20 protein-coding genes are annotated in these 25,744 nt (G+C 69.8%); 7 read left to right on the top strand and 13 right to left on the bottom strand.

Annotated features, from left to right (window positions below):
* Window positions 1-48: 48 nt before the first annotated feature.
* The 4 genes from NP80_RS04470 to NP80_RS04455 are packed head-to-tail and all read right to left on the bottom strand — an operon-like array spanning window position 49 to window position 4,707.
* Window positions 49-813, bottom strand: coding sequence for an ABC transporter ATP-binding protein (locus tag NP80_RS04470; RefSeq protein ID WP_006404373.1), 765 nt, complete (start codon window positions 811-813; stop codon window positions 49-51).
* Window positions 810-1,670, bottom strand: a complete 861-nt coding sequence (locus NP80_RS04465; RefSeq protein ID WP_035945743.1) for an ABC transporter ATP-binding protein — start codon at window positions 1,668-1,670, stop codon at window positions 810-812. The genes NP80_RS04470 and NP80_RS04465 overlap by 4 nt, the downstream gene beginning before the upstream one ends.
* Before the next feature lie 11 nt (window positions 1,671-1,681).
* Entirely contained in the window at window positions 1,682-3,493 is a 1,812-nt protein-coding gene (locus NP80_RS04460; protein ID WP_006408811.1) for an ABC transporter permease, read from the bottom strand.
* A gap of 20 nt (window positions 3,494-3,513) precedes the next feature.
* Window positions 3,514-4,707, bottom strand: a complete 1,194-nt coding sequence (locus tag NP80_RS04455) for an ABC transporter substrate-binding protein (protein ID WP_006408818.1) — start codon at window positions 4,705-4,707, stop codon at window positions 3,514-3,516.
* 355 nt (window positions 4,708-5,062) lie between these two features.
* Between NP80_RS04455 and NP80_RS04445 the strand changes: the two genes are divergently transcribed.
* Genes NP80_RS04445 through NP80_RS04430 form a run of 4 tightly spaced genes read left to right on the top strand, consistent with a single transcriptional unit; the run spans window position 5,063 to window position 8,683 of the window.
* Entirely contained in the window at window positions 5,063-6,055 is a 993-nt protein-coding gene (locus tag NP80_RS04445; protein ID WP_006408825.1) for a LysR family transcriptional regulator, read from the top strand.
* Between the two features lie 49 nt (window positions 6,056-6,104).
* Window positions 6,105-7,529 carry an NAD(P)-binding domain-containing protein gene (locus NP80_RS04440; RefSeq protein ID WP_006408816.1) on the top strand — a complete coding sequence of 475 codons (1,425 nt, stop codon included), beginning with the start codon at window positions 6,105-6,107 and terminating at the stop codon, window positions 7,527-7,529.
* A 36-nt stretch (window positions 7,530-7,565) separates the two neighbouring features.
* Window positions 7,566-8,096, top strand: coding sequence for a CMD domain-containing protein (locus NP80_RS04435; protein WP_035945745.1), 531 nt, complete (start codon window positions 7,566-7,568; stop codon window positions 8,094-8,096).
* On the top strand, window positions 8,093-8,683 hold the full coding sequence (locus tag NP80_RS04430) for a peroxidase-related enzyme (RefSeq protein ID WP_006408828.1): 591 nt from the start codon (window positions 8,093-8,095) through the stop codon (window positions 8,681-8,683). The genes NP80_RS04435 and NP80_RS04430 overlap by 4 nt, the downstream gene beginning before the upstream one ends.
* Window positions 8,684-8,745: 62 nt before the next feature.
* Here the strand turns inward: NP80_RS04430 and NP80_RS04425 are convergent, their stop codons facing one another.
* The 4 genes from NP80_RS04425 to NP80_RS04410 all read right to left on the bottom strand — a co-directional run bounded on the left by NP80_RS04425 (window position 8,746) and on the right by NP80_RS04410 (window position 16,011).
* On the bottom strand, window positions 8,746-10,017 hold the full coding sequence (locus NP80_RS04425; RefSeq protein WP_006408814.1) for an MFS transporter: 1,272 nt from the start codon (window positions 10,015-10,017) through the stop codon (window positions 8,746-8,748).
* Window positions 10,018-10,028: 11 nt separating this feature from the next.
* Complete coding sequence (locus NP80_RS04420) at window positions 10,029-12,260, bottom strand: TonB-dependent receptor (protein WP_006408810.1); 2,232 nt, start codon at window positions 12,258-12,260, stop codon at window positions 10,029-10,031.
* Window positions 12,261-12,484: 224 nt separating this feature from the next.
* Window positions 12,485-14,284 (bottom strand): ABC transporter ATP-binding protein, encoded by a 1,800-nt coding sequence (locus NP80_RS04415; protein WP_006408809.1) that lies wholly within the window; start codon window positions 14,282-14,284, stop codon window positions 12,485-12,487.
* Window positions 14,281-16,011, bottom strand: coding sequence for an ABC transporter ATP-binding protein/permease (locus NP80_RS04410; RefSeq protein ID WP_006408813.1), 1,731 nt, complete (start codon window positions 16,009-16,011; stop codon window positions 14,281-14,283). Before NP80_RS04410 ends, NP80_RS04415 begins: the two co-directional genes overlap by 4 nt.
* Before the next feature lie 242 nt (window positions 16,012-16,253).
* Between NP80_RS04410 and NP80_RS04405 the strand changes: the two genes are divergently transcribed.
* Complete coding sequence (locus NP80_RS04405; protein WP_226823173.1) at window positions 16,254-17,213, top strand: AraC family transcriptional regulator; 960 nt, start codon at window positions 16,254-16,256, stop codon at window positions 17,211-17,213.
* 157 nt (window positions 17,214-17,370) lie between these two features.
* On the opposite strand, the gene NP80_RS04400 is transcribed toward NP80_RS04405, so the two are convergent.
* The 5 genes from NP80_RS04400 to NP80_RS04380 form a co-directional block, all read right to left on the bottom strand.
* Window positions 17,371-20,127: an Hsp70 family protein gene (locus NP80_RS04400; protein ID WP_045593115.1), complete on the bottom strand. Its 2,757-nt coding sequence runs from the start codon at window positions 20,125-20,127 to the stop codon at window positions 17,371-17,373.
* A 5-nt stretch (window positions 20,128-20,132) separates the two neighbouring features.
* Window positions 20,133-21,974, bottom strand: coding sequence for an Hsp70 family protein (locus tag NP80_RS04395; protein ID WP_006397832.1), 1,842 nt, complete (start codon window positions 21,972-21,974; stop codon window positions 20,133-20,135).
* Window positions 21,971-22,573: a DUF2760 domain-containing protein gene (locus NP80_RS04390; protein ID WP_045593113.1), complete on the bottom strand. Its 603-nt coding sequence runs from the start codon at window positions 22,571-22,573 to the stop codon at window positions 21,971-21,973. Before NP80_RS04390 ends, NP80_RS04395 begins: the two co-directional genes overlap by 4 nt.
* A 546-nt stretch (window positions 22,574-23,119) precedes the next feature.
* Window positions 23,120-23,737 (bottom strand): glutathione S-transferase family protein, encoded by a 618-nt coding sequence (locus NP80_RS04385; protein WP_006404385.1) that lies wholly within the window; start codon window positions 23,735-23,737, stop codon window positions 23,120-23,122.
* 97 nt (window positions 23,738-23,834) lie between these two features.
* Window positions 23,835-24,203 carry a YciI family protein gene (locus NP80_RS04380; RefSeq protein ID WP_006411044.1) on the bottom strand — a complete coding sequence of 123 codons (369 nt, stop codon included), beginning with the start codon at window positions 24,201-24,203 and terminating at the stop codon, window positions 23,835-23,837.
* 82 nt (window positions 24,204-24,285) lie between these two features.
* Between NP80_RS04380 and NP80_RS04375 the strand changes: the two genes are divergently transcribed.
* Window positions 24,286-24,753 (top strand): MarR family winged helix-turn-helix transcriptional regulator, encoded by a 468-nt coding sequence (locus NP80_RS04375; protein WP_006411061.1) that lies wholly within the window; start codon window positions 24,286-24,288, stop codon window positions 24,751-24,753.
* 85 nt (window positions 24,754-24,838) lie between these two features.
* Window positions 24,839-25,600 carry an isocitrate lyase/PEP mutase family protein gene (locus tag NP80_RS04370; RefSeq protein WP_006411070.1) on the top strand — a complete coding sequence of 254 codons (762 nt, stop codon included), beginning with the start codon at window positions 24,839-24,841 and terminating at the stop codon, window positions 25,598-25,600.
* Window positions 25,601-25,744: the final 144 nt, after the last annotated feature.

Here is a 25,744-nt window from a genome sequence, read left to right as displayed (position 1 = left end):
ACGCGCTGAACACGCGGCACGATGTGTCGACGCCGGCGCGCACCGCGCTCACGCCGTCACTGCCTCGCCGCCCAGATAGGCATCGCGCACACGCTCGTCGTCGAGCAGCGTCCTGGCCGCGCCTTCGAGTACGACGCGCCCGGTCTGCAGCACGTAGCCGTAGTGCGCGATTTCCAGCGCGAGGCTCGCGTTCTGTTCGACCATGAACACCGTCACGCCCTGCCGGTTGATCGTATCGATCAGTTCGAGCACCTTGTCGACGTAGAGCGGCGACAGCCCCATCGTCGGCTCGTCCATGCAGATCAGCTTCGGCCGCGCCATCAGCGCGCGCGCCATCGCGAGCATCTGCTGCTCGCCGCCCGACAGCGTGCCGGCGCGCTGCGCGAGCCGTTCGCGCACGCGCGGAAACAGGTCGAGCACGCGTTCGTAGTCGTCGGCCACCGCCGCGCGATCGCCGCGCGTGTACGCGCCCATCAGCAGGTTCTCGCGCACGCTCATGTCGCCGAACAGCCGCCGCGCCTCCGGCACCGCGGCGATGCCGCGTCGCACGCGCTGCGGCGTCGCGAGGCCCGTCACGTCGTCGCCGTCGAAGCGCACGACGCCGCGGCGCGGCCGCATCAGTCCGAGAATCAGCTTCATCGTCGTCGACTTGCCGCTCGCGTTGCCGCCGAGCAGGCTGACGATCTGCCCGCGGCCGACCGCAACGTTCACGTCGAAATGCACCTGCACCGGTCCATAGAACGTGTCGAGATGTTCGAGTTTCAGCAAGGCGTCGGTCATGGTCGTATCGGATCCCGAAGAAAGCGCGCTCATGCGGCCGCCTGCGCCGCTCGAACCGCCGGTGCACCGCCCGCGTGGCGGCGGCCGAGATAGGCTTCGATCACGCGCGGATCGTGGCGCACGTCGCGCGGTGCGCCTTCGGCGATCTTCACGCCGTTGTCGAGCACCATCACGCGATCGGACACGCGCATCACGAGTTCGAGCTTGTGCTCGATCAGCAGGATCGTCAGGCCGCGCGCCTTTAGCGAGCGGATCAGCTCGAGCATCTCCGCGGTCTCGGTCTCGTTCATTCCGGCCGTCGGTTCGTCGAGCAGCAGCAGGCGCGGATGCAGCGCGAGCGCGCGGCCGATCTCGACGCGCCGCCGGTTCGCATACGACAGGCTGTGCGCGGGATGATCGATGCGCGGCGTGAGCCGCTCGCCGAACCCGGCGACGATCTCGCGCGCCTCGTCGCGCAGCGCCGCTTCCTCGCGCCGCACCGACGCCGGGCGCAGCAGCGCGCGTACAACCTCGGCCGCCGCGCCGAGCACGGGCCAGCCTGGCCGTGCCGCGCGCAGTCGTGCATGCGCGCCGATCAGGACGTTGTCGAGCACGCTGAGGTTGCCGAACACGCGGCCATGCTGGAACGTGCGCGCGAGCCCGAGCGCGGCGAGCCGTTCGGGCGCCGCGCCCGTGACGTCGCGGCCGTCGAACGTCACGCTCCCGGCATCGGGCCGGTCCGCGCCCGCGATCAGATTGAACAGCGTCGACTTGCCCGCGCCGTTCGGTCCGATCACGCTCAGCAGCTCGCCTTCGGCAAGCGTCAGGCTCGCGCCGTCGAGCGCCGTGACGCCGTCGAAGCGGCGCGTCAACCCCTGCACGTCGAGCAAGGGCGGTTGCGTGGTGGTCATCGCATTCCTCCTCACACCGTGCCGAGCAAGCCCTGCGGCCGGAACCGGACGAGCAGCAGCAGCACGAGACCATAGATCAGCATCCGGTAGTCGGCCGCCCAGCGGAACATTTCGGGCAGACCGATCAGCGCGAGCGCGCCCACGATGCCGCCGAGCACGTTGCCGAGCCCGCCGAGGATCACCATCGTCAGCGCGAGGATCGACACCTGCGAATCGAAGGTCTGGTGATTGATGTAGCTGTACAGGTGTGCCGCAATACCGCCGCTCACGCCCGCCGCGACACCGCCGACCGCGAACGCGATCGCCTTGTAGCGGTTCGGTGCGATCCCGTGCGCGCGCGCGGCGACGTCGTCCTCGCGCACCGCGCGCAGCGTGCGGCCCAGGTGCGAACGCAGCAGCCGCACCTGCACGAGTGCGAACGCGACCAGCACGGTCAACGTGAACCAGTACGCGGCCTGTGCGGTCGATGCCCACGGTAGCGGCGCGATGCCCGTGATGCCGAGCGGCCCTCGCGTGAGACCGTCCCAGTTCAGGATCACGAGGCTCACCACTTCGCCGATGCCGAGCGTCGCGATCGACACGTAGTGACCGCGCAGCCGGAACGCCGGATAGACGAGCAGCGTCCCGAGCACGGCCGTGATCGCGCCCGCGCACGGAATCGTCACGGCCGGCGACCAGCCGAGATCCGACGACAGCAACGCCGACGCATACGCGCCGATCACGAGCAGCGCCGCATGGCCGAGCGAGATCTGCCCGACCGTGCCGGCGACGAGCGTGAGGCTCAGCGCGAGCAGGCCGTAGAGCCACGCGTTGGTCAGCGTCTGCAGGACATAAGGCGATGCGCCGAGCCAGGGCAGCACGGCCGCGAGCGCGATCAGCGCGACGATCGCCGGGCGCGGCACGCGCAGCGCCTTCGCGGCTGCGAGGAAGGTGCCCGTCATCGGCTCGGGCGGCAGCGCGCGGTTCGCGCTGAACAAGCCGTTCGGCCGCCAGACGAGGAACACGATCAGCAGCCCGAACGCGAACAGGTCGCGATAGCTCGTGCCGAACAGCGCGACGCCGTAGCTTTCGACGAGCCCGAGCAGCAGGCTCCCCGCGATCGCGCCCGGCACGTTGCCGAGGCCGCCGATCATCAGCGCGACGACGCCCTTCAGCGTCGCCTGGAAGCCCATCGCCGGATCGATGCTGTTGTAGTACATGCCGACCAGCAGCCCGCTCACGCCGCCGAGCGCACATGCGATCGCAAACACCGTCTGATTCACGCGGTCGACGTCGACGCCCATCTGCAGCGCCGCGTCGCGATCCTGCGCCGTCGCGCGCACGGCCCAGCCGAGCCGCGTGAAGCGCAGGAAGCCGTACAGCAGTGCGGCCGCCGCGATGCCGATGCCGGCGATCAGCAGATCGAGCGACCCGAGCGTGGCGCCGCCGAGCCGCAGATGCCAGTCGGGCAGCGGCGTCGGCACCGCGCGCGGGTCCGCGCCGAACGCGAGCTGCGCGAGCTGGTCGAGGATGAAGCTGATGCCGATCGTCGCGAGCAGCGGCGCGATGCGCGTCGCATGACGCAACGGCCGCAGTCCGATCCGTTCGATCGCGACGCCCAGCGCGCCGCAGCCGACGACGACCGCCGCGAGCGCGACCGGCAGCGGCAGCCCGAAGCGCGTGAGGCACAGCCAACCGATGAAGGCGCCGACCATATAGACCGAGCCGTGCGCGAAGTTGATCAGATGCGACACGCCGAAGATCAGCGCGAGCCCGACGGCGAGCAGCGCGTAGATATTGCCGACGATGAGGCCGTTGAGCGTGTAGTCGAGCCAGGATGCCATCGCGATGCGTCCGGTACGGTTCAGCGCGCCGCGAGCTGCGGCTTGGCGCCGTCCCACAGCGCCCACCGGCCCTGCTTCACGACGAGATACACGGTGCGCGCGCCCGCGACGCGGCGCGTCTGCGGATCGAAGCGCACCTTGCCGAAGATCACGCTCGGCACGTCGCTGATCTTCGCGAAGCCGTCGTGCGCCGCCTGGCGCGTCGTGCCGTAGCGGCGCAGCACCTCGGCCGACAGGATCAATGCGTCGTAGGCGCGCGCGACGAACGAGTCGGGATCGGCGTGGAATTTCGCGCGATAGCGCTGCACGAACGCCTGCACCTCGGGGCGCGGTTCGGCCGGGAAGAAGTTCGATTCGGTGTAGACGCCGTCGACGGCCGTGCCGCCCAGTTCGAGGAACTTCGGCGAATACACCGAGCCGACCGCCGCGATCGGCAGCGCAATGCCCGACGTGCGTGCCTGCCGCACGATCTGCGCGCCGTCCGCGTAATACGAGATCAGTACGATCGAATCGGGCTTCGACTCGCCGATCCGCACGAGCGTCGAACGGAAATCCTTTTCGGCCGGCTGATAGCCTTCGGCCGCGACGACCTGCGCGCCGAGTGCCGACGCGGCCTTCGCAAAGATGTCCTTGCTCGTGCGGCCCCAGTCGGTGTTCAGATACAGCACCGCGATCCGTTTGAAGCCGAGTTCCTTCACGGCGTAGCGCGCGAGCAGCGGCTGTTCCTCGGCCTGGCTCAGCGCGGTGCTCCACAGATAGTCGCCGCCCTTCGTGAAGTCCGGGTGCGAATTCGTGAAGCCGAACTGGATCAGTTGCGCGCGCTGATAAATCGGCGACGCGGCCATCGATGTCGCGCTCGAAAAATCGCCGAGCTCGATCACGACGCGCGGATCGGCGACGAACTTCTGCGCGATCGCCACCGCCTGGCGCGGATCGCTGCGGCTGTCCTGGAAGTCGATCGCGAGCGGCCGGCCGTGTATGCCGCCGCTGCCGTTGATCTCGTCGAGTGCGAGGTCGAAGCCGCGCTTCCACTGCTCGCCGTATTGCGCGTCCTGCCCCGTGAGCGGCCCGCTCACGCCGACGACGACCGGCTCGCCCGAGACGCCTGCCGCGAGCGCGGCGCCCGTCGACAAGCCCCAGGCCGCCGCAAGCGCCACCAACGTGCCCAGCACGCGCCGCCATGCGCCGCGCGCGTCGTTCCCCGAAACCTTCATGGATCCCCCAACGTCAGTCATTCGAAAAGAGTGAGGGCATGAAACCATCGGGGTCCGGACGATCCAACGAAGTTTTGTGCATATCGATATCGCGGCGCACGCGTAGCGCATCGTGCGCTTCGAAGCCGGCCTTCGCATGCGGCATCGCGCGGCCGCGACGAGGCGCACGCATCGTGTTGATTCGACTGCCGTTTCCGGTGCGGCAGTGCGCACGAGAGACGCGCATCCGCGCATAGCCGGCGATGACGACGCGCGTGCCCTTCGCATTTTTCGCGCTGTCGATAGCAAAAATCATTATAAGAATTGCGCATGCTCACGCTCCTACAATGCGCAAATCGCATCATCGGAACGCGTCATGGAGCTGCATCAACTCGAGGCTTTTTCCGCCGTCATGTCGGCCGGCAGCGTGACCGGCGCGGGCGAATTGCTCGGCCGCTCGCAACCGGCCGTCACGCGGCAGATCCAGGAGCTCGAGGCCGACCTCGGCTATGCGCTGTTCGATCGTCACGGCCCGCGTGTCACGCCGACGCGGCGCGCGTTCCTGCTTTACGAGGAAGTCGAGCGTTCGCTGATCGGCCTGCGCGCGATCGACGCGCGCGCCCGCGCAATCGGCAGCGAAATCGCTCAACCCGTACGCATCGCCGCGACGCCCGCGCTCGCGGCCACGATCGTGCCGGCCGCGCTCGCGGCGCTGCCCGACGACGCGCACGCACCGCACTACCAGTTGCGCAGCGAATCGGCCGAGCACGTCGTGCACGAAGTGCTGGCCGGCACCGCGGACGTCGGCGTCGTCACACTGCCGATGGCGCATGCGGGGCTCGACGTGCATTGGATCGCGCAGACGCCCTGCGTTGCGGTACTGGCCGCCGGCGATGCGCTCGCGGCCAAGCCGCGCATCGCGCTGCGCGATCTCGCGCGCCGCCGCATCGTGACCGTCGCGAACCGCCATCGATTGCGCCAGCGGATCGACGCGGCATTCGCCGCCGCGCGCGTCGAGCCGCGCGTCTTCATCGAGACCAATGCGTCGCTCAACGCGGTGATGGCCGCGCGCGCCGGCGTCGGGATCGGCATCGTCGATCCGGCGACGGGTGTCGCGCTGCCGGTGGACGGCGTCGTCGCGCGGCCGCTCGACGTCGACATTCCGTTCGCGTTCGGCGTCGCGACGCCGGCCGGCAAGACACGCACGGCGGCCGTCGATGCGCTGCTTAACGCGTTGCATCGCACGACGCGCGCGTTGTTCGACGATGCGGTCTTTCACGACGCGTCCGCACACGATGCGCTGCTTCGCAGCGACCGCCCGCGCACACGGGCGCGGGCGCGCGGTACGCGCCGGGAGGTTGTCGCATGACGGCTTTCCGCAGCCTTTCGACTAACGAAACGATGGACGAGCAATTCGCATGACGACCTCACTCGACGCACTCGAATTGCGGCTCGCCGAGGATCTGCGCTGGCTCGACCTGCCCGCGCCGTCGTGGGTGCCGCCGCGCGACGTCGACGGCATGCGCGTGCTCGACGTCGCGATCGTCGGCGGCGGGATGGCGGGGCTCGCGGCCAGCGCCGAACTGCGGCTGCTCGGCATCGACAATCAGTGCGTGATCGATCGCGCGCCGGCCGGCTACGAAGGCCCGTGGGTCACGTTCGCGCGCATGGATACGCTGCGCTCGCCGAAGCAGCTTGCCGGCCCCGCGCTCGGGCTGCCCGCGCTGACGTTCCGCGCCTGGTTCGAAGCGCAATACGGCCGCGACGCGTGGGACGCGCTCTACAAGATTCCGCGCACACAATGGATGGACTATCTGCGCTGGTATCGGCGCGTGCTCGACCTCAACGTGCGCAACGACACGATGCTCGTCGCGCTGCGCCCGCGCGACGGCGGCCTGCTCGCGCTCGATCTCGACACGCGCGGTCAGGCGCAGACGCTGCTCGCGCGCCACGTCGTGCTCGCCACCGGCCGCGACGGGCTCGGCGGCCCGTACGTGCCGCCCGTGGCGCAACGCGCGCCGCGCACGCGCTGGGCGCACTCGTCGGAGCCGATCGACTTCGCGGCGCTGGCCGGCAAGCGCGTGGGCGTCGTCGGCGCCGGCGCGTCCGCGTTCGACAACGCGGGCACCGCGCTCGAGGCCGGTGCCGCGCGCGTCGACCTGTTTTTCCGCCGCACGGACATTCCGCGCATCAACAAGCTGACCGGCATCGGCAGCCCGGGCCTCGTACACGGCTATGCCGACCTCGACGACGCCAGCAAGTGGCGCTTCATGCATTACGCGCTGACGTCCCAGACGCCGCCGCCGCGCGACAGCGTGCTGCGCGTGTCGCGCCACGCGCATGCCTTCTTTCATGCGGGCAGCCCGATCGAGACGCTTGCCGAGCATGCGGACGGGCTCGAAGTCACGACGCCGCGCGGCCGCTACGTCGTCGACTTCCTGATTTTCGCGACCGGTTTCCATTCCGACTGGACGACGCGCACGGAATTCGCGGCGTTCGCTGCGCACGTGCGGCGCTGGAAGGATCGCTATCGTCCCGCGCCCGGCACCTGGCTCGACGAGCTGGCCGAGTCGCCCGATCTGGGCCCCGCATTCGCGTTCCAGGAGCGCGAGCCCGGTGCGTGCCCGGCCGTGACGCGCATCCACTGCTTCAACCATGCGGCGAGCCTGAGCCACGGCAAGCTGTCCGGCGACATTCCCGCGATCAGCGCCGGCGCCGAGCGGCTGGCGCGCGGCATCGCGAGCCGGCTGTTCGACGCGGACCGCGATCGCCACTACGACGCGCTCGTCGCGTTCTCCAACGCCGAGCTGCAAGGCGACGAATGGCGCGACGCCGATGCGTAAGCGCCTGTTCCATTGACGATGACGGATACCGAAACGATGACCGATACCCTCACGCCGGCCGCTGCGCCGGATACGATCGACCGCGTGGCCGGCCTGCGCGACGACGATGCCACGGCCGTACTGCGTCGCTCACGCGACAAGGTACGGCTGCATACGCAGCTCGGCGAAGCGGCGCTGTTCGATCCCGCGCTGCCCGGCCTGTCGCCGGTCGAGCGTCTGCATGCGGCGCGATATGTCGCACAGCGGTCGAACGCGCCGGCCCTTGCGTCGCTTTATCGCGCGCGACTGATCGACGCCGGCGGCAACGACGCCGACATCGCGCGGGCGGACGCCGATGCGTTCGACGCGCTGCCCGCGCGGCTCGCCGCAATCCTCGCGCATGCACGGCTTCTGACGGCGTCTCCCGCCGCTGCGCAGCGAGCCGATCTCGATGCATTGAAAGCGGCCGGCCTCACGACGCCCGCGATCGTCGCGCTGTCGCAGCTCGTCGCGTTCGTTGCCTATCAACTGCGCGTCGCTGCGGCCGCACGGGCAGTGCAGGCGCGCGTCGCGAAGGAGGCCGCATGACGACGCATGCTCACGGCTTCACGTTCGACACGCTGGGCTGGCGTGCGTGGCTCGACACCGTGCCGCTCGACACGGCGACGCCCGAACAGCTCGCGGTGCTCGAAGCGAGCCATCCGCAGGCCAAGACGTCCGACTACTATCTGCTGCTCGTACACCTGCCCGAAATCCTGCGGCAGCGCTCGGGCGTGTTCAACGCGATCATGTACGGGCCCGGCGGACTGCCGCGTGCGGAGCGCGAACTGGCGAGCACGGCCGTGTCGCGCGTGAACGGCTGCGTGTACTGCGCGTCCGTGCATGCGCAGCGCTTCGCGCAACTCGCGAAACGCACCGATGCGATCGAGCAGGTGTTCGACGATCCGGCGACGGCCGGCACGACCGCGCGCGAACGCGCGATCGTGCGCTATGCGATCGCGCTGACCGAGCGGCCGGATGCGGTCGGCGCGGACGATATCGCGGCGCTGGAAGCCGAGGGGCTCACGCACGAGGAAATTCTCGACCTGTCGCATGCGGTCGCGATCTTCGCATGGGCGAACCGGTTGATGCTGACGCTGGGGGAACCGGTGTTTGCGGAGGCGGGAGGACGGTAGCAGGGGCGATGTGGCGGGTGGATGTGTCGTCTGTCTTTGCCGTCGGCCCCTGTGGAACACGCTCATGCGGTGCCCTGCCGTCCGCACTCCACCGGCACCGCACCGCCTCTCGGCAGCATCGCGACGAACACGGCCGCCGCCACCGCGAACAGGGTGCCGGCGCCCGCATAGAACGCCGGCCATCCCGTCGCCGCAATCAGGCCCGGCACGCCGAGCAGGCCGAACGTTCCGACGAGACGCCCACTGCTGTAGAACAGCGCATACACGGTCGCCGGCTGCCTGCCGGCTGCCCAGCCGAGAATCGCGCCGCCCATGCCGATGAAGGTCCACGCGCTGGCCGCACCGACCAGCACCGCGCCCGTCGCGGCCAGCGTTCCATCCCCGCGCGACGCTGCGACCGCCAGCACGGCGACGCTCGCGATGCACGCGAGCGCGCCCGTCGCGCAGATCGCCGGCGGCCGCCAGCGGCGCGCAGCCCAGCCGGCCGCCACCGACGCCGCAAGGTTCGCGGCCGGCACGAGCGTGCCGAGCAACGCGCCGATCTGCTGCAACGTCATGCCCAGATCGACGAGCAGCAGCCGGTTGAAGTTGAAGAGCATCATCAGCATGACGGTCAGCGCGATCGTCGCGATCAGCCGCGCGCGCATCGCACGGTCACTCCACGCCTCACGCCAGCCCGACAGCGACCGGCCCGCGCCGCGCGGCGTCGCGCGGTCGGCCTCGACCAGCAGCGCAACGGAGAGTACCGAGACCGCGAGGATCGCTGCCAACGCCACGAACACAAGTCGCCAGCCGAGCCACGGATACCCCCATACGAGCATGCCGCCGCCGAGCAGCAAACCGACCGCCATCCCGCCCATCTTCGCGGCGGCAACCAACGTGCGGCCCGACGGCGGCGTCTGTTCGACGCTCAGCGCGTCGAGCGACAGGTCCATCGTCGCAACGGCCGTCGTGGCGACGATGCCGAGCGCGAACAGCCATGCAAAGGGCGCACTCGGTCGCGCCGCGATGCAAAGCGTCGCCGCGACCGCGACGAGCTGCGCTGCGACGATCCAGCCGGTGCGATGCCCGAGCCAGTGCAGCCTCCGTGCATCGAGCCATGGTGCCCACAGGAACGCGACGCCGAACGGCAGATACAGCGCATAGACCCACTGCAGCGACGCGAGCGTCACGCCCTGCGCGCGCAGGATCGGCGCGAGGCCGCCCTGCACGAAGCCCAGCACGCTGCCGATCGCCACGTAGAGGATCGCGACAACCGTCAGCACGCGCGCGACGCCGTGCGCCGGGGCGACGGTCGGCGTTCGATCGCCGGCAACACGAAGCGGTTCGCTCATCGTCGCCTCCTTCAAAGCTGCGTGGTGAGACCGATGCCGACGACGCGCGGCTGGCCGACGCGCACCGAGCCGACGCCCGGCGCCCAGCCCTGCCCCGCAACGACGTAGCGGCGGTCGAACAGGTTCTCCGCGAACCCGTACAGCGTCCAGTTCCGATACGTCCAGCCGAAGCGCAGGTTGACCACGCTGTAGGCGGCGAGATCGAAGCTGTTGCGCACGTCGACCGCGCGCGAGCCGACGTACTGCCACGACGCATCCGCATTGAAGCGTCCCGGCAGGCCGACTACCGTCCCCGGCAGCTCGCCGTGCGCGCCGAGATTGCCGGTCATGCGCGGCACGTTCGGCAGGCGGTTGCCCGACTGCGCGCCCGTCACGTCGCCGACCGGCACGGACCGCAGTTCGCCCTGCGTATAGCCGAGCCCTGCGGTCAGCCGCAGATAGCGGGACACCTTCGCGCCGAGTTCGAGTTCCGCGCCGAAGGTTCGGTAGTCGAGCGATGCAGGCATGAACAGTCCGCTCGACGGGAAGAATGCGACGAGGTGGCCGTTCTTCACGTCGTTGTAGAACACCGAGCCGTCGACGCTGAGCCGCCGGTCGAGCCACAGCGACTTGAAGCCGAGTTCGTAGGTCCAGCTCGTCGACGCCGGAAACGACGACTCGCGCCGGCCCTGCGGTCCGTTCACGGTGACGGCCGGATAGCCGGCCGACGCTTCGCCACGTGACACCGTCGCATAGGTCATCAGCGTGTCGGTCCAGTCGAATGTCAGACCCGTGCGCCCGGTGACGAACGTGTCCCTCAGACTGTCGTCCTGGCGGAACCGGGTGACGACCTTCGGGTTGCCGTTGCCGTCGAATGCGTAGCGTGCGTCCTTGCGTTCGTAGGTCGCGCGCAGCCCCGTGATCGCCTTCAGCCGCGTCGTCAGCGGCCAGCTCGCCTCGCCGAACCATGACACGCTGTCCGTGTTGATGCGGTTGTGCTGCTGGCCGTTCTGCGTCGTCACGAAGTTGAACGCGGCCGGTGATGCAACGGCGTTCGTGTCGTTCGTGAAATGCGCATGGAAATAGTTGATCCCGGCCGTCCACATCACCGGGCTGTTGTCGCGCGAATTCAGCCGCACTTCCTGCTGGAACGTCGATTCGCCGAAGCGCATCTCCGTCTGGTCCGCGCCCGGCACGTCGAACAGGCTCGCCGGCCGCTTCGACAGCGCCGAATAGATGAGCCCGTCGGTCAGGTCGAACCGTTGCACGTTGCGCGAATCCTGATAGCTCGTCAGCGACGTCAGTCTGAAGCGGTCGAAATCGCGGTCGACCCGCACGCTGCTGCCCGCGTCGCGCCAGCGGCCGTACGTGGGCGGGTTCAACCGAATCTGCGGGAAATCGCCGTTCTGCATCAGGACAAAGCGCGGCGCGGTCGTTTCGGTCTGGTCGACGAAGCCCGACACGGTGACCGATGTGCGATCGTCCGGGACCCACAGCACGGTGCCGCGCGCGGCGCCCACCTTCACGCGCCCGTCGCTGCCGCCGGTCGCAAGGTTCGGCACGGTACCGTCGAGGTTCGACATGCGCACCGCGACCCGCGCGGCCACATCGTCGGACACGGGGCCGTTGCCGATCATTTCGCCGAGCCAGCGGCCATGCGTGCCGGCTTCCGCTGTCGCCGTGAACTCGCGTTTGAAGGTCGGCTGCTTCGTGATCACGTTGATCGCGCCGCCCTGCGTGTTGCGGCCGAACAGCGTGCCCTGCGGGCCACGCAGCACCTCGACGCGATCGATGTCCATGAAGGTCGGCGGCGCGCCGGTGGTCGCGCGCGGTACGTCGTTGACGTACATCACGACCGATGCGTCGTCGGCCGCCAACGGCATGAACGAGCCCACGCCGCGAATGCTGAACACGTTCGCGTAGGTCGCACCGATATCGGCGAACGCGAGGTTCGGCACTGCGCGCGCGAGACCCGCGTTTCCGGCCGACGGCGCGGCATCGACTGCGAGATCGGCGCCGCTCACGGCCGTCACGCTGACCGGCACCTTCTGCTGCGATTCGCTGTGACGGCGTGCGGTAACGGTCACGGCTTCGAGTTGCGTGCCGACGAGCGGCTCGGCAGGCGCCGTCGGCGTCGATGCCGGAACCGGCGCCGACGCGTCATCGCCAGCCGCCTCGGCAAGCGGCGGCCACGCCAGCGCCGCGGCCAGCGCGAGCGACAGCGGCGCGAGCGGCCGCCCCGGCCGACGGGCGCGCCCATGCACGGCGTCGCGCGATGAGACAACGACTTGAAGGGCGGATTGATGGGCGGACCGATCCGATCGCGCAGCACGCGATGCCGCCCGGTTCGCGTTGGCGGTACGACAGTAACGACGACTCATGAAGCCTTCCTCTGCTGGTGCCCCGTTCGCAGCGGGCCGCAGGCGGCCTCGTCGCGAACCTCGTGAAGCGTGGTAATGGTGACTGCGATGAAATCGAACGGCCGCGCTCACGCGTGCCCGGCATCACGTGCGAGCAGGCGCGCGTAGCGTCCGCCGCGCGCGACGAGCTCGGCATGCGTGCCCTGCTCGACCGCGCGCCCGTCGTCGAGCACGACGATGCGGTCGGCCTGCCGAATCGTCGACGGACGGTGCGCGATCATCAGCACCGTGCGGTGCCGACGCAGCCGCGCGAGCGCGTCGTGAAACGCGCGCTCGCTTTCGGTGTCGAGACTCGACGACGCCTCGTCGAGCACCAGCACCGGGCTGTCGCGCAACAACGCGCGCGCGATCGCGATCCGCTGGCGCTGGCCGCCCGACAGACGCGCGCCGCGCTCGCCGCAGCGCGTGCCGTAGCCGTCCGGCAGCGCGACGATGAAGTCGTGTGCCTGTGCGTCGCGGGCGGCCTGCTCGACCGCTGCGTCGTCCGCCTCGGGCCGGCCGAGCCGGATGTTGTTCGCGATGGTGTCGTCGAACAGATAGACGTCCTGCGGCACCACCGACACGTATTGCCGCAGCCGCGCAAGCGGCATGTCGCGCACGTCGACGCTGCCGACGATCACGCGGCCTGCCTGTACGTCCCTGAAGCGCAGCAGCAGGCTCACGCACGTGCTCTTGCCCGCACCCGACGCGCCCACGAGCGCGACGGTCTCGGCCGGCTTCACGTCGAAATCGACGCCGCGCAATGCAGGCACGCGCGTGTCGTCGTAGGCGAACCCGACCTGCTCGAAACGCACCGTCGCATCGGCCGGCTCCGCGGTGCCGCGGTCGACGACCTGCGCGGGCTGCCGCTGAATCGCAAGAATTCGCTCGGCGCCCGCCTTCAGTTCGCCCAGCTTGCGCGCGGCCTGCGCGACTTCTGCGAGGGGAATCAGCGCGGCGCCGACGAGCACGACCGCGCACGGCAACCATGCGACGGCCAGCAAGCCGTGCTGCACGAGCACGGCCCCCGTCACCAGGGCCGCAAGCAGCGCACCGGCCTGCAGCAATTCGATGGCCGCCTGCTCGAGCCCGGCGCGCGTGCCGTAGCGGCGCTGCTCGTGCTCCATCGTGCGCACGCGCGCAGCAACGCGGTCGAGCCACGCCTGCGCCTGACCGAAAGACGCGATCTCTTTTCTTCCCTGAATGCCTTCGATCACGTCCGCGTCGAGCTTCGCAGCGGCCTGAGCCAGCGCGCGCCCCTGCCGATGCGCGCGATCGCCCAGCCAGAACGGCACCGAAGCGAGCAGCGGCAGGAATGGCAGCAGCGCGAGCGTCAGCCACGGCTGCACGAACGCGAGCGCGACGAGTGCCAGCAACGGGACGATGCCGGCGGCGATCGCATCGGCGAGCGTATGCGCAAAAAAGTGCTCCATTTCGTTGGCGTCGCGCGTCGCGACGGCCGCGAGCTCGCCGGTGCGACGCCCGGCCACGTAGCCAGGCGCCGCGCGTTCGAGGCCGTCGTAAATGCCAATCTGCATCGTCTCGATCAGCGAGAACGCGAATTCGTGCGAGACGTGCGCCTGCCACCAGCGCCCGCCCGCGCCGGCGGCCACGGCCACGACAAGCGCCCATGTGCCCGGCAGCCATGCGTCGGCCGCCGCGCCAGCGATCGCGATGCCGATGAGCCAAGCGCAGATCGCGAGCGTCGCAACCATTCCGCCCTGCGCGAGCACGGTCGCGACGATGGTCAACAGCATCAGCCGCTCCTGGCCGCGCGCGAGCTGCAGCAGGTCCGCCCAGCCGCTGCGCCCGGCTAGCGCCGCGTCGCGCGCGTGCGTCGCACCGTCTCGGCCATGCGCGGCCGTCGTCGTAGTCGTCGTCGTGCTCATACGCTTTCCTCCCCTGTTTCGCCGGCCTGCGCGGCCAGCAGGCGCGCATATAGTCCGCCGCGCGCCTTCAGCGTGTCGTGATCGCCCTCCTCGACGATCCGCCCGTCGTCGACGACGACGATCCGGTCCGCGTGTCGCACCGTCGCCAGACGATGCGCGATCACGACGAGCGCACGTTGTCCGGCACACGCCTCGATCGACGCCTGAATCGCCTGCTCGCTCGACGGGTCGACGTTCGAGGTCGCTTCGTCGAGCAGAAGGATCGGCGCGCCCTTGAGCCATGCGCGGGCGATCGCGAGCCGCTGGCGCTGGCCGCCCGACAGCTGCGCGGCACGCTCGCCGACGGGCGTCGCATACCCCTGCGGCAAACCTTCGATGAAGTCGTGGACATGCGCGACGCGCGCGGCGTCGCGAATCGCGTCTGCATCGGCGTCGGGCCGAGCGAACCGCAGGTTGTCCTCGATGCTGCCGTCGAACAGCACGATGTCCTGGAACACGGCGCCCACCTTCTCGCGCATCGCCGCGAGCGGCAGGTCGCGCAGATCGACGCCGCCGATCCGCACCGAACCGTGCTGCGGGTCAGCCATCCGAATCAGCAGCGCGCCGAGCGTCGACTTGCCCGCGCCGGACGGGCCAACGATCCCGACGAACTCGCGCTGCCCGATCGTGAGCGACACGTGCTTTAGCGCGGGCCGGTCGCTGCCCGGCCACGTGAAGGTCACGTCGTCGAATACGACATCGGCGTGCTCTCCGGGCGCGCGCGGCGACACGGGTTCGCGCACTGGCGGTTCTGCGTCGAGCAGTGCGGCGATCGGCCCGGCGGCGCTCGCGGCGCCCCACGCGATATGGAACGTCTTGTCGAGCCGGTCAACCGGCCGGAATGCCTCGCGTGCGAGAAACAGCGTGATCAGCGCCGTCGTCGCGGGCAGCACACCGGAGGCGGCGCGCGAAGCATTGAGCGCCGCGACGGCCGCGACGCAGCCGAGCCCGAACAGGCCCGTCACGCCGTTGCGCATCAGTGTTGCGTACAGGATGCCCATCGCCTCGCGCCGCAACCCTGCTGCCGCCGCGACGAGCGACGCTCGGCGCGAGCCGGCCGCATCGAACGCCTTCAGCGTCGCGATGCCCTGCAGGCTGTCGAGCATCGTCGCGCCGAAACGCCCGATCGACGCCATCAGCCCCGAGGCCCGCGGCCGGCATAGGCGCAGCCAGACGCGATCGATGACGGGCACCGCGAGCACGCAGGCCGCCAGCACGCTCGCCGACAGCGGATCGATCCACGCGACCGCGCCGATCACGGCAGCGCAGCCGACAAGCGCGACGCACACGGCCGGAATGTAGCGTCCGTAGTACGTCTCGAGCGCTTCGACACCGCCGACGATCGCGTGCTGCAATTCGGCGGTGCGTCCTGCACCGCCATGCGCGCCGAGTGCAAGTGCCTGAGGGAGCAACCGCGCGCGCAGCCGCGCCTTGGTGCGGCTCGCGGTGCGCAGCGCGGCGACTTCGCCGGCCCACATCAGCGCGATGCGCGCCAGTGCGAACGCAGCGAAGCCGAACGCCCATCCGGATAGACCGCGCAGCGACGCGCCGGACCATATGGCCGCGATCCCGAGCGCAAGACATAACGCCTGTCCCGCGTAACATGCGGTCACCGCGAGGCCGATCGCGACGCTGATCGCGATATCGGCATAGACGACTCCCGCGAGCCGCCATAAATGACGTTGCATAGGGTTCACCTCCTTGATCCGCCAACATCCGCAATGATATTTTTATTGGGAATGCGACTCATTCTCATTTCGTATGAATGTCGGCGAATTCCATATGCGGGTCCGGTGAAATCACCTCTATCCCGAAAAATTTGCGATTAGTCTTGCGGCCATCGAGGAGCGTGGGTCACGTCCGAATCGCCGCAACTGCCGTGAAGTAGATGACAGGAGTTGTGCGTATGCATCCATTGACAGTACCCGGCGTGTCCGCGACGGGCGTCGCCACGAGTCATACATGGACCGTCGCACGCGGAAGCGCAGAGGGGAGCAGCTACGCGATCGAACGCCTGAATTGCGAGTCCGGCTTCTCAGTCGTGCGCTCCAGCGTGCTCTCCGAGCGCACGTTGGCCGAGGCGTGCAGCCACGATGGTGTCGAGCGGCAGCTCATCGTCGCGATCGCGCTCGACGGCGATTCGGAATTCCGTGACCGGCGCGGCGAACGCCTGCCGTTCTCGGCCGGCCACACGACGGTGTCGGTCTTCCGCAGCGGCGGGGGCGAGCGTCGCCATGGGGCAAACCGGCTGGTACGCCAACTGCGGCTCGTCGTCTCGGAAAGCGCGCTGACAAACTTCGTCGGCGAAGCGCGCAGCCGCGAACTGCTCGGGCCGGCGCTCGGGCACTTCGAAGGCTTCCGACAGCTCGCGTTCACCGCGAACAGCGGGAACCCTCATCTGCGCTTCTTCTGCAGCCCCGATCTGCTGCAACAGGACGGCCTCAGCCTGCGCATCCACGCGCTAAGCCTCTTGGCCGATCAACTGAGCATGATCGCGCCCGAACCTGCGCGCTGCGGCCGGCTCGGCGCGCGCGATCTCGACAGGCTTGCGCACGTCGAGGCGTTCATGCGTGCGCATCTCGACAAGCCGCTCAACAACGCGTACCTGTCGGCCACGCTCGGCATCAGCGAATACAAGCTGAAAGAGTGCTTCCGGCAGGCGTACGGCACGAGCCCCGCGCGATACTTGCTGGAACTGCGGATGTATCGTGCGCAGGAGTTGCTCGAAGCCGGCCACCAAGTCGCCGAAACAGCCTACCGCGTCGGCTATCAGCACCCGAGCAATCTGAGCGCCGCGTTCACGCGCTTCTTCGGGCGCACGCCGAAATCCGTGCTCGGCAACCGATCCCCTCGGGCGAATATATCGGTATCCGAATCGAACCGGACGTAGACGAGGATGAATCATCGTCGCGCATCGACGCCGAGCAGATTCCCGCCGATTTCATGATGTCCCGGCCCTTGATGCGCGGCGCAGCACGAGACGCCTGGCCGCGAGCGTGCGACGAGATCACGATGTGCGACTCGTGCGACGGAGCGACCTGGCCCCCTCAATCCCCCAACAACTTCAACCCCGCCGGCAACGTCTCACCGAACACCCGCACCGTATCGGCCTCATCGAACGCGACGACCTCGCGTACACGATCGATCCACGTCCGCGACACGTTCGCGGCCGACAGCCGCCGGATCACCGCGTCGCGCGTATCGTCCGGCAGATCGCGTTCGCGGTCGCCCGTCAGCTGCGCGATCTGCGCGGCGGCGAACGCGGCAGGCTCGACCTGTTTCCAGTCGAGCGCGAACAGCGCGTCGAGCCACCGGCAGGCGACGTCGGCCGGCACGACGTTGTGTGCGCTGCCGTAGAACGGACGCCGCGCGCCGACGCGCCCGAGCGCCCAGGCGCGCAGCGCGCGCTCGGCCGGCTTCTGCACAGGCGCGATCAGCCGTTCGCCGAGCTCGATCTTGCGTTCGATCGGTAGCCGTTCGAGCGACGCAGACAACCGCATCATGTCGGCGGGCCCCACCTTGTCGGGATCGAACGGCAGCTTGCGTCGCTTGTCGTCGGGCGACGGCTCGAGAAATGCGATCGCGTCGCGCACCTGCATCTGCGCGTCGTCGTCGAGGCCGCCGGCCGCACGCCGCCACAGCGTCCACCATTCGGACCATACCTGCGCGTCGTTCACGTACTGGATGCCGTCGTCGAACAGCGGCCACAGCTGTTCGATGCGCCACGCATCGAGCGGATGACCGAAGCCCGGCCGCACGCAATAGCCGGCGAGATTGAGCCATGCCCGTTCGTGATCGGCCGAGCGCCGGCGTCGGCGCGCGCGCGCGAGCAGTGCGTCGAACAGCTCGCGCGCGAGCGCGACGTCCCATTCTTCGCGCGGGCCCAGCACCTGCTCAAGTTGCGCACGCAACCGTCTCGTATCCTTCGGCGTCACGTTCGCCGCGCGGCTGCCGAACGAGCGGTCGATCAGTTCGAGCGCCTGATCGATACGCGGATGCCGCGCAGGTGCGGCGCCGTCCTGCTGTGCCTGCGCGTCGCCGCGCAGCTGGAATTCGAGGCGCCAGCGGCGCGCGGCATCGTCGGTCGCGATGCAGTGCATTTCAAGCGTGCCGACTTCGGTCAGCGACGCGGTCAGCTTCACCGGCGTCTCGCGCGCGCCGCCGTCGGCCTGCCCGTCGACGACGGTCGCGATCGGCGGCAGCCGCACGAAGTCGCCGCCGTCGAGATCGACGAGATCGCCCGGCCGGTACGCGGTATCGGCAACTGTCGACATCAGGTGAAAGCGCACCGGCTGCCCGAGCTGCAACGCAAACGTGCGATCCTCGAGCCGGATCTCGCGGCCCTCTTCCGCACCGCGCGGCAGCAGGCACACGCCGCGCGGCCGCCCGTCGGCCGCGCCGTCGTCGAGCACGAGGAAATAGCTGCGCGCCGAGCCGCCGCCGATGCGCGGCGCATGCCCGGCGCGGGCGAGACCGTATGCGACCGCACCGCGCGCGACCGCGACGTCCGGATGCGCGTTGTGCAGCACGTCGAGCGGCGCGCCGCGCCACGCACCGAGCGTCTGAGCGAGGCGGCCCGCCAGCGCGTGCGCACGAAACACGCCGCCGTTGAGCAGCAGCGTGTCGGGCAGCGGACCTTCCGCGTGACGGTTCAGGAACGCGGCGACGTGCCGCGTGACGGCCGGATCGCTCGCGTACGGCAAGCCGAATTCGACGATCGCCGCACGCGCACGCTGCGGCAGCTCGTCGGCCGCGACCTGCGGAAAAAAGCCATCGACGACGATCTGCTCGACCTCGCGGCGCGTCAGCTCGGCCGAACGCGCGCCGCCGACGAGGCGGCTGCCCGCGCCGAGCAGCGTGACGGTCACCGATTCGGGCGCGTCGTCGCCGAGCAGGCGCTCCTTCGCCGCGCGGCAACGTTCGACGAGCTGCGACAGGCTCGCGGCCGACAGCCGCGTGCCGGGCTCGGTCAAGCGCGTCTCGACGAGGCGCGCGAGCGCGAGGTCCATGTTGTCGCCGCCGAGCATCAGATGATTGCCGACGCCGACGCGCGTAAACATCGGCTCGCCGTCGTCGCCGGGCGCGACGTCGACGAGCGTGACATCGGTCGTGCCGCCGCCGACGTCGCAGATCAGCACGCGCCGCGGCGCGGCGAACGTGTCGCGCAACGTCGCACGCTGACCGTACAGCCAGTCGTAGAACGCGGCCTGCGGCTCCTCGAGCAGCCGCAGCGCAGGCAGCCCCGCGCGTCGCGCGGCCTCGACGGTCAGCGCGCGGGCGCCGTCGTCGAACGACGCAGGGACGGTCAGGATGACGTGCTGTTGCGCGAGCGGCGCGTCGGGAAAGTGCGCATCCCATGCTGCACGCACGTGCGCGAGATAGCTCGCGCTCGCATCGACGGGCGACACCTTGTCGACACCCTCGGCAGCGCCCCACGGCAGAATCGGCGCGAGGCGATCGACCGACGCGTGCGACAGCCAGCTCTTCGCGCTCGTCACGAGGCGGCCGGGCACCTGCGCGCCGAGCGTGCGCGCATACCGTCCGATCACGGGCGCCGGCGCATCGTCGCGGCCCGGCTGCGCGGGCGCGCCGGCGGCCTGCCACGGCAGCCACAACGCGTCCGCCGCCAGTTCGCCGGGCGCCGGGTGATAGCGCACCGACGGCAGCAGCGGCTGCGCGGCGACCGCACCGGCGCCGACGAGCTGCTCGACGTCGAACACGCGAATCGCGTCCGAGCCGGGCTCGACGTAGGCGACGACCGTATTGCTGGTGCCGAGGTCGATGCCGACCGTATAGCGCTTCATCGCACTCAGGCCGTGCCGCGCACGTCGAACTCGACCTTCCAGCGCTCGTCGGTGCCGCTCGGGATCGCTTCGAGCTCCAGCGTACCGGCCTCGGTCACGCGCGCGTGCAGCCTCACGGGCACGATCTCGCCGACCGTGCGCCCTTCGGCCGGCAGCGTCGCCTGAATTTCCTCGAGTTCCTGCAGTTCGTCGGGCGACCAGAAATCGAGCAGCGTGCCGACTTCGTCCTGACGACGCACCGACGAGCCGAAGAAGCGGAAATGCACGGGCTCGCCGACGACGAGGCCGAATTCCTGCGGCGGCAGCGCGGCGCTCGTGCCTTCCTCCATCCCGAACGGCGCGACGCAGAGCGCCTGCACCGGCGGTTCGAGCCCCGGCACGGCCGGCATCGCCGATTCGATCGCGACGTAGTACGCACGCGCCGTACCGCCGCGAATGCGCACGCCGCGGCCGCGCTTCACGTAGCCGTAGTACGCGGCGCCGCGCGCGACGGCGAGATCGAGATCCGCGCCTTCGAGCAGCCGTGCGGGCGGCGCGCCTTCGGCGGCGAGCCAGCCGTTCAGCGTGTCGAGCACGCGTTGCGTCAGCAGCGACGACTTGAATACGCCGCCGTTGAACAGCACGGCGGTCGGATGCAGGAACGTCGCGCCGGCCGGCAGCGTATGCTGCACGCCTTCGAGCGCGTCGAGCGCCGCGACCTGCCGCCCGAGGAACGCCGCGAGATGGCGCGTGATGCCCGCGTCCTGCGCATACGGCAGGCCGAGCTGCGTGAGGCCGACGCGCGCGCGCGTCATCGGGCGCGCGGCCGCATCGACCTGCGGGAAGAAGCCTTCGAGTATCGTCTGCGTCAGTTCCGCGCGCGTCAGCTCGGTGCGGATCGAGCCGCCGATCAGCTTCGAGCCGCGGCTCGGCACGACGAGCGGCACCGCGTCGGTCGTCGGGTCGGACAACAGCGTTTCCTTCGCGCTGCGGCACGCGTACGTGAGCGCGCGCAGTTGCCACGGATCGGCCTGCGTGCCCTGCTGCGCGAGCTTGCGCGCGACGACGTGCGCCAGCGCGAGATCCATGTTGTCGCCGCCGAGCAGGATGTGTTCGCCGACCGCGACGCGATGCAGCTCGAGATTGCCGTCGCGCTCGACGACCGCGATCAGCGACAGGTCGGTCGTGCCGCCGCCGACGTCGACGCAGAGAATTAGATCGCCGACCTTCACCTGCTTGCGCCAGCCGCCTTCGCTCTTCTGGATCCAGCTGTAGAGCGCAGCCTGCGGCTCCTCGAGCAGCGTCATCCGCGTATAGCCGGCCGCGCGCGCGGCCTCGGCCGTCAGTTCGCGCGCCGCCGGGTCGAACGAGGCGGGAATCGTGACGGTCACGTCCTGCTCGACGAACGGCGCGTCGGGATGCGCGTGATCCCACGCTTCGCGCAGATGCGTCAGATAGCGGATCGAGCTTTCGAGCGGCGACACGCGCGTGACCTCGGGCGGCGCATCGCTCGGCAGGATCGCCGCGCGGCGATCGACGCCGGGATGGCACAGCCAGCTCTTCGCGCTCGACACGAGCCGGATCGGCGTGCCGGCGCCGCGGCTGCGCGCCATCTCGCCGACCGCGAAGTCGCGCGACGCGGTCCACGGCAGCGTCAGGTCGCCCTGCGTGAGTTCGCTCGGATGCGGCAGATAGAGAAACGACGGCAGCAGGTCGCGCGACTCGAGCGCGCCGGGCGCCGTGAGCTGCGTGATCGGCAGCACGTGCTGTGCGATTTTTTCGCCGTCGCTGGCCGCGCTGTCGACATACGACAGCGCACAGTGCGTGGTACCGAGATCGATACCGATCGAATAGCGCGGATCGCTCACAGTTCCACCTCCGCCGGCGCAATCACCGACGCGTCGTGGCTGCCCGTCAGCTTCGGCAGACGCACGTCCGCGACGCGCCAGCCGCGATGGCTGACGGTGCCCGTAAACGGCGCCGACCCGACGACGTTGCCAGTCACGCGCACGGCCGTCGCATCGAAGCCGGCCGGCAGCGTCACGCGGCTGCCTTCCGCCTCGTCGCGCACCGGCACGATCGTGAAATGTTCGCGCAGCGCAGCGCGGCAGCCGTCGTGCACGAGGCGTGCAGCCGCGCCGATGTCGGCGTCCGAGTAGCCGGCGATGTCTTCCTCGACGAAATCGATGAAGCGCGCATCGCGCTGCAGCAGGCCGAGCAGTTGCAGGGCGGCCTGCGGGCTCGCTTCGCGCAGCTCGGGCGCGGGGGCCTTCGCCGCGGACGCGGGCGCGGGTGCCGGCGCAGCCGCCGGAGCGGGCGCTGCGGCGGGCGTCGGCGCGAGCGGTGCCGCGGCGCCGTCGCGCAGGCGCAGCACGTTCGCGGCGAACTCGCGATTGCCGAGCACGGAGAAGAAGGTCCCGACGGCGAGCGACAGCCGGCCGAAGAAGGACAGGTTGGATTCGGGCATGGGGTCTGGACTCCTGTGGGCTCGCCGCACGGCGAGCGTCTTGCCTGGCCCCGGCCGGCGGCGCGCGTCACGACGCGCGCGCCCGTCGCCCGGAGCGCGATTCTGGCCCCCTCGCGGGGTGCGGAAAACCCGTATTTTGCCCTGTGGCGGGCGAACCGGGACAGAAGTCGAGGGACAGACCATGCCGGGCGCGGCGGTCGTCTCGGGAACAGGCGGTACGGCTCGGGCGACGGCGCGCCGGGGTGGATTCGCGGACAGGCCGTGCATGCGCGCGCGATGCGCACTCGCGCCCGCAGCGCGACGCGGCGCCGCGCCGCGTCGGCCGCGTACTCGCGACCTCGAGACAGCATCGAGCGTCGGCACGCAGATCGGCGATCGGCATGTCGCGCCCGACAACCGAGCGCGACCGCGCCGCCGATGACGGGGCGCCCTCGCCGCGCCATGCGCCGATCGCGCCGATCGCGCCGCTCGCGATGACCGCGATGACCGCGATGACCGCACACACGGCCGGCTACCCGGCGTCCGAACGCTCGCGCGATCGGCCGATCACGCGGCCTTCATCGCCTCCGCGATCCGTTGCGGCGCGGTCGGCCGCGCATACATCCTCTCGAGATACGCGCGCAGATTCGGGAACGTGTCGATCAACCCGTACTCGCCCGCCCAGTCGATCAGATAGGCCGTCACGCAATCGGCCACCGTCAGCGTATCGCCGACGATGAACGCGCGCCCGTCGAGATGCCGCTCGAGAATGACGGCCATCGACGCGAAATCGTCGCGCGCGAGCGCGATGTCGGCCGGCAGCCGCTTGTCGGGCGGATACAGCATCGTGTGGCGCGCGATGCGCCACAACGGCTGCTCGAGCTCGGTCACCGCGAACATGATCCAGCGATACGCGTGCGCACGCTGCGCGAGATCGACGGGCAGCAGGTGCTTGTCGGGATACTTGTCCGCCAGATACAGCACGATCGCCGCCGACTCCGGAATCACGAGGTCGCCGTCGATCAGCACCGGCACCTTGCCGGCCGGATTGATGCGCAGAAAATCGGGGCGGCGGTGCTCGCCCTCGAGCAGGTTGACGGGCACGAATTCGAAATCCACGCCGAGTTCCTTGAGTCCCCACAGCGCGCGCTGCGTTCGCGTGCCGGCAAATCCGTAAAGCTTCATCGTTACGCTCCTTTCGGTTCGGAAACGCGTAAACAACCGCCGAGCGCGGACGGCGACGCAGCGCCGTCGCGACGCCCGCCCGCCGCCGCGACGGCGATCATCCGCGCGGAATCTCCAGTACGGGCATCACGTCGATCGTCTCGCCCGGAAAGATCGTGAAATGCGGATGGCCTTCGAACATCCGCGCGGCGTCGTCGTGAGACGCGGCGCGCACGATGGTGAAGCCGCCGAGCGCGTTCGACGTATCGTCGATGCCGCGCGCGCTGACGGTCTTCGTCTTGCCGAGCGGGCCGCCCATCTCGACGATCGCGTCGCGATGCCGGTCGGCCCACGCACGCCACGCGGCGATCCCTTCCTGCTCCTTCGCGCGCCGCGCCTGTTCCGGCTGCGCGATCCACGCCTGCATGCGCGGGCTATCCTTGCTGCCGAGGAAAACCGCGAGATACAACTGCTGTCGACTGCTCATGTGTCCTCCGTCCGAGTGCGCGCGCGGCACCGTGCCGCTGATCGCCCTTGACACAATAGGTTGGTATCAACACAATTGCAACATGGCACGAAAAGAAAAGCTTCCTTTCGAGACGACGCTGATGGTGCGCGACTGCTGCCTGTGCCTGCACATGCAGCGCGCGGCGCGTCATCTCGCGCGCGTGTTCGACGACGCGCTGCGTCCGCTCGATCTGACGAACGGGCAGTTCTCGCTGCTGATGTCGCTGAACCGGCCGGAGCCGGCGCCGATGAAAGCGGTCGCGTCGCTGCTCGCGATGGATCGCACGACGCTGACGGCCGCGCTGAAGCCGCTCGAGCGACGCGGCCTCGTCGCGATCGAGCAGGATCCGCACGACAAGCGCACTCGCCTGCTCGCGCTCACGCCGGCCGGCGAGCGCCTGCTCGCCGAGGCATTTCCGCTGTGGCAACAGACGCATGCGGAAATCGAAAAGCCGTTCGCGCAGGGCGATATGGACGCGTTGCGCGGCCAGTTGCGCATGCTGTCCGAGGCACCGCCCGCGCGCGACTGAGCCGTCGCGAGATTTTCCGTGCGCGCGCGGCGCGAAAGCGTATCCTTCATCGCGGCACTCGATCCGCCAACCAGGAGACACGCATATGACAACTGCTGACAAGCATGCCCGCTTTCGCGCACTGCATCGCGCCGGCGATCCGCTGGTGCTGTTCAACGTCTGGGATGCGGGCAGCGCGCGCGCCGTCGCCGACACCGGCGCGCCCGCCCTCGCGACCGGAAGCTGGTCGATCGCGAAGGCCAACGGTTACGCCGACGGCGAAGACATGCCGCGCGCGCTGGCCATCGAGCTGCTTGCCCGCATCGTCGCCGCGACCGATCTGCCGGTCAGCGCCGATCTCGAAAGCGGCTACGGCGAGCGGCCCGACGACGTCGCCGATACGATCGCGCTCAGCATCGAGGCCGGCGCGATCGGCTGCAATCTCGAGGACAGCGTTCCCGCGACCGGCGAAGTGCGCAGCGTCGACGAAGCGGTTGCGCGCATCGCCGCAGCGCGCCGCGCGGCCGACAAGAGCGGCAGCGGATATTTCATCAATGCGCGCACGGACGTCTGTTTCGTCGTCCCCGCCGACACGCACGACGAGGCGCTGATCGACGCGGTGCTCGCACGCGCACGCGCCTACGCGGAAGCGGGTGCGGACGGGCTGTTCGTGCCGGGCCTGAAGTCGCCCGCGCTGATCCGCAAGCTGACGGCGGCATCGCCGCTGCCGGTGAACGTGATGCGCGTGGCCGAAACGCCGACGATCGCGGAACTCGCCGCATGCGGCGTGTCGCGCATCAGCCACGGGCCGTATCCGTACATTCAGGCGATGAAGGCGCTTGCGGCGCTCGTGCCGCCACGCGGCTGAGGCTGAGGCTGAGGCTAAGGTTGACGCCGGCGCCGCGCGTCGGCGCGATCGCATCGAAGCGCAGCCGCGCGGCGCGCGCGTGTTGCTGCGCACCGCCACCGTTGCGCCGGCCGGCGCGCGCGCAACGAGACATACTCGTCGACG

The organism is Burkholderia multivorans ATCC BAA-247, assembly GCF_000959525.1.
GTDB classification, from domain to species: Bacteria; Pseudomonadota; Gammaproteobacteria; order Burkholderiales; family Burkholderiaceae; genus Burkholderia; species Burkholderia multivorans.
The sequence above is the reverse complement of the archived record's forward strand: the minus strand, read 5'-3'. Positions and strand labels throughout refer to the sequence as shown.

Excerpts from the sequence above, each read along its gene's own strand:
- NP80_RS04460 (WP_006408811.1), bottom strand. The coding sequence starts at position 3,493 with ATGGCATCCTGGCTCGACTACACGCTCAACGGCCTCATCGTCGGCAAT.
- NP80_RS04390 (WP_045593113.1), bottom strand. The coding sequence starts at position 22,573 with ATGCCCGAATCCAACCTGTCCTTCTTCGGCCGGCTGTCGCTCGCCGTC.
- NP80_RS04375 (WP_006411061.1), top strand. The coding sequence starts at position 24,286 with ATGGCACGAAAAGAAAAGCTTCCTTTCGAGACGACGCTGATGGTGCGC.
- NP80_RS04370 (WP_006411070.1), top strand. The coding sequence starts at position 24,839 with ATGACAACTGCTGACAAGCATGCCCGCTTTCGCGCACTGCATCGCGCC.
- NP80_RS04465 (WP_035945743.1), bottom strand. The coding sequence starts at position 1,670 with ATGACCACCACGCAACCGCCCTTGCTCGACGTGCAGGGGTTGACGCGC.
- NP80_RS04400 (WP_045593115.1), bottom strand. The coding sequence starts at position 20,127 with ATGAAGCGCTATACGGTCGGCATCGACCTCGGCACCAGCAATACGGTC.
- NP80_RS04470 (WP_006404373.1), bottom strand. The coding sequence starts at position 813 with ATGAGCGCGCTTTCTTCGGGATCCGATACGACCATGACCGACGCCTTG.
- NP80_RS04435 (WP_035945745.1), top strand. The coding sequence starts at position 7,566 with ATGACCGATACCCTCACGCCGGCCGCTGCGCCGGATACGATCGACCGC.
- NP80_RS04455 (WP_006408818.1), bottom strand. The coding sequence starts at position 4,707 with ATGAAGGTTTCGGGGAACGACGCGCGCGGCGCATGGCGGCGCGTGCTG.
- NP80_RS04380 (WP_006411044.1), bottom strand. The coding sequence starts at position 24,203 with ATGAGCAGTCGACAGCAGTTGTATCTCGCGGTTTTCCTCGGCAGCAAG.
- NP80_RS04445 (WP_006408825.1), top strand. The coding sequence starts at position 5,063 with ATGGAGCTGCATCAACTCGAGGCTTTTTCCGCCGTCATGTCGGCCGGC.
- NP80_RS04385 (WP_006404385.1), bottom strand. The coding sequence starts at position 23,737 with ATGAAGCTTTACGGATTTGCCGGCACGCGAACGCAGCGCGCGCTGTGG.
- NP80_RS04440 (WP_006408816.1), top strand. The coding sequence starts at position 6,105 with ATGACGACCTCACTCGACGCACTCGAATTGCGGCTCGCCGAGGATCTG.
- NP80_RS04430 (WP_006408828.1), top strand. The coding sequence starts at position 8,093 with ATGACGACGCATGCTCACGGCTTCACGTTCGACACGCTGGGCTGGCGT.
- NP80_RS04425 (WP_006408814.1), bottom strand. The coding sequence starts at position 10,017 with ATGAGCGAACCGCTTCGTGTTGCCGGCGATCGAACGCCGACCGTCGCC.
- NP80_RS04415 (WP_006408809.1), bottom strand. The coding sequence starts at position 14,284 with ATGAGCACGACGACGACTACGACGACGGCCGCGCATGGCCGAGACGGT.
- NP80_RS04410 (WP_006408813.1), bottom strand. The coding sequence starts at position 16,011 with ATGCAACGTCATTTATGGCGGCTCGCGGGAGTCGTCTATGCCGATATC.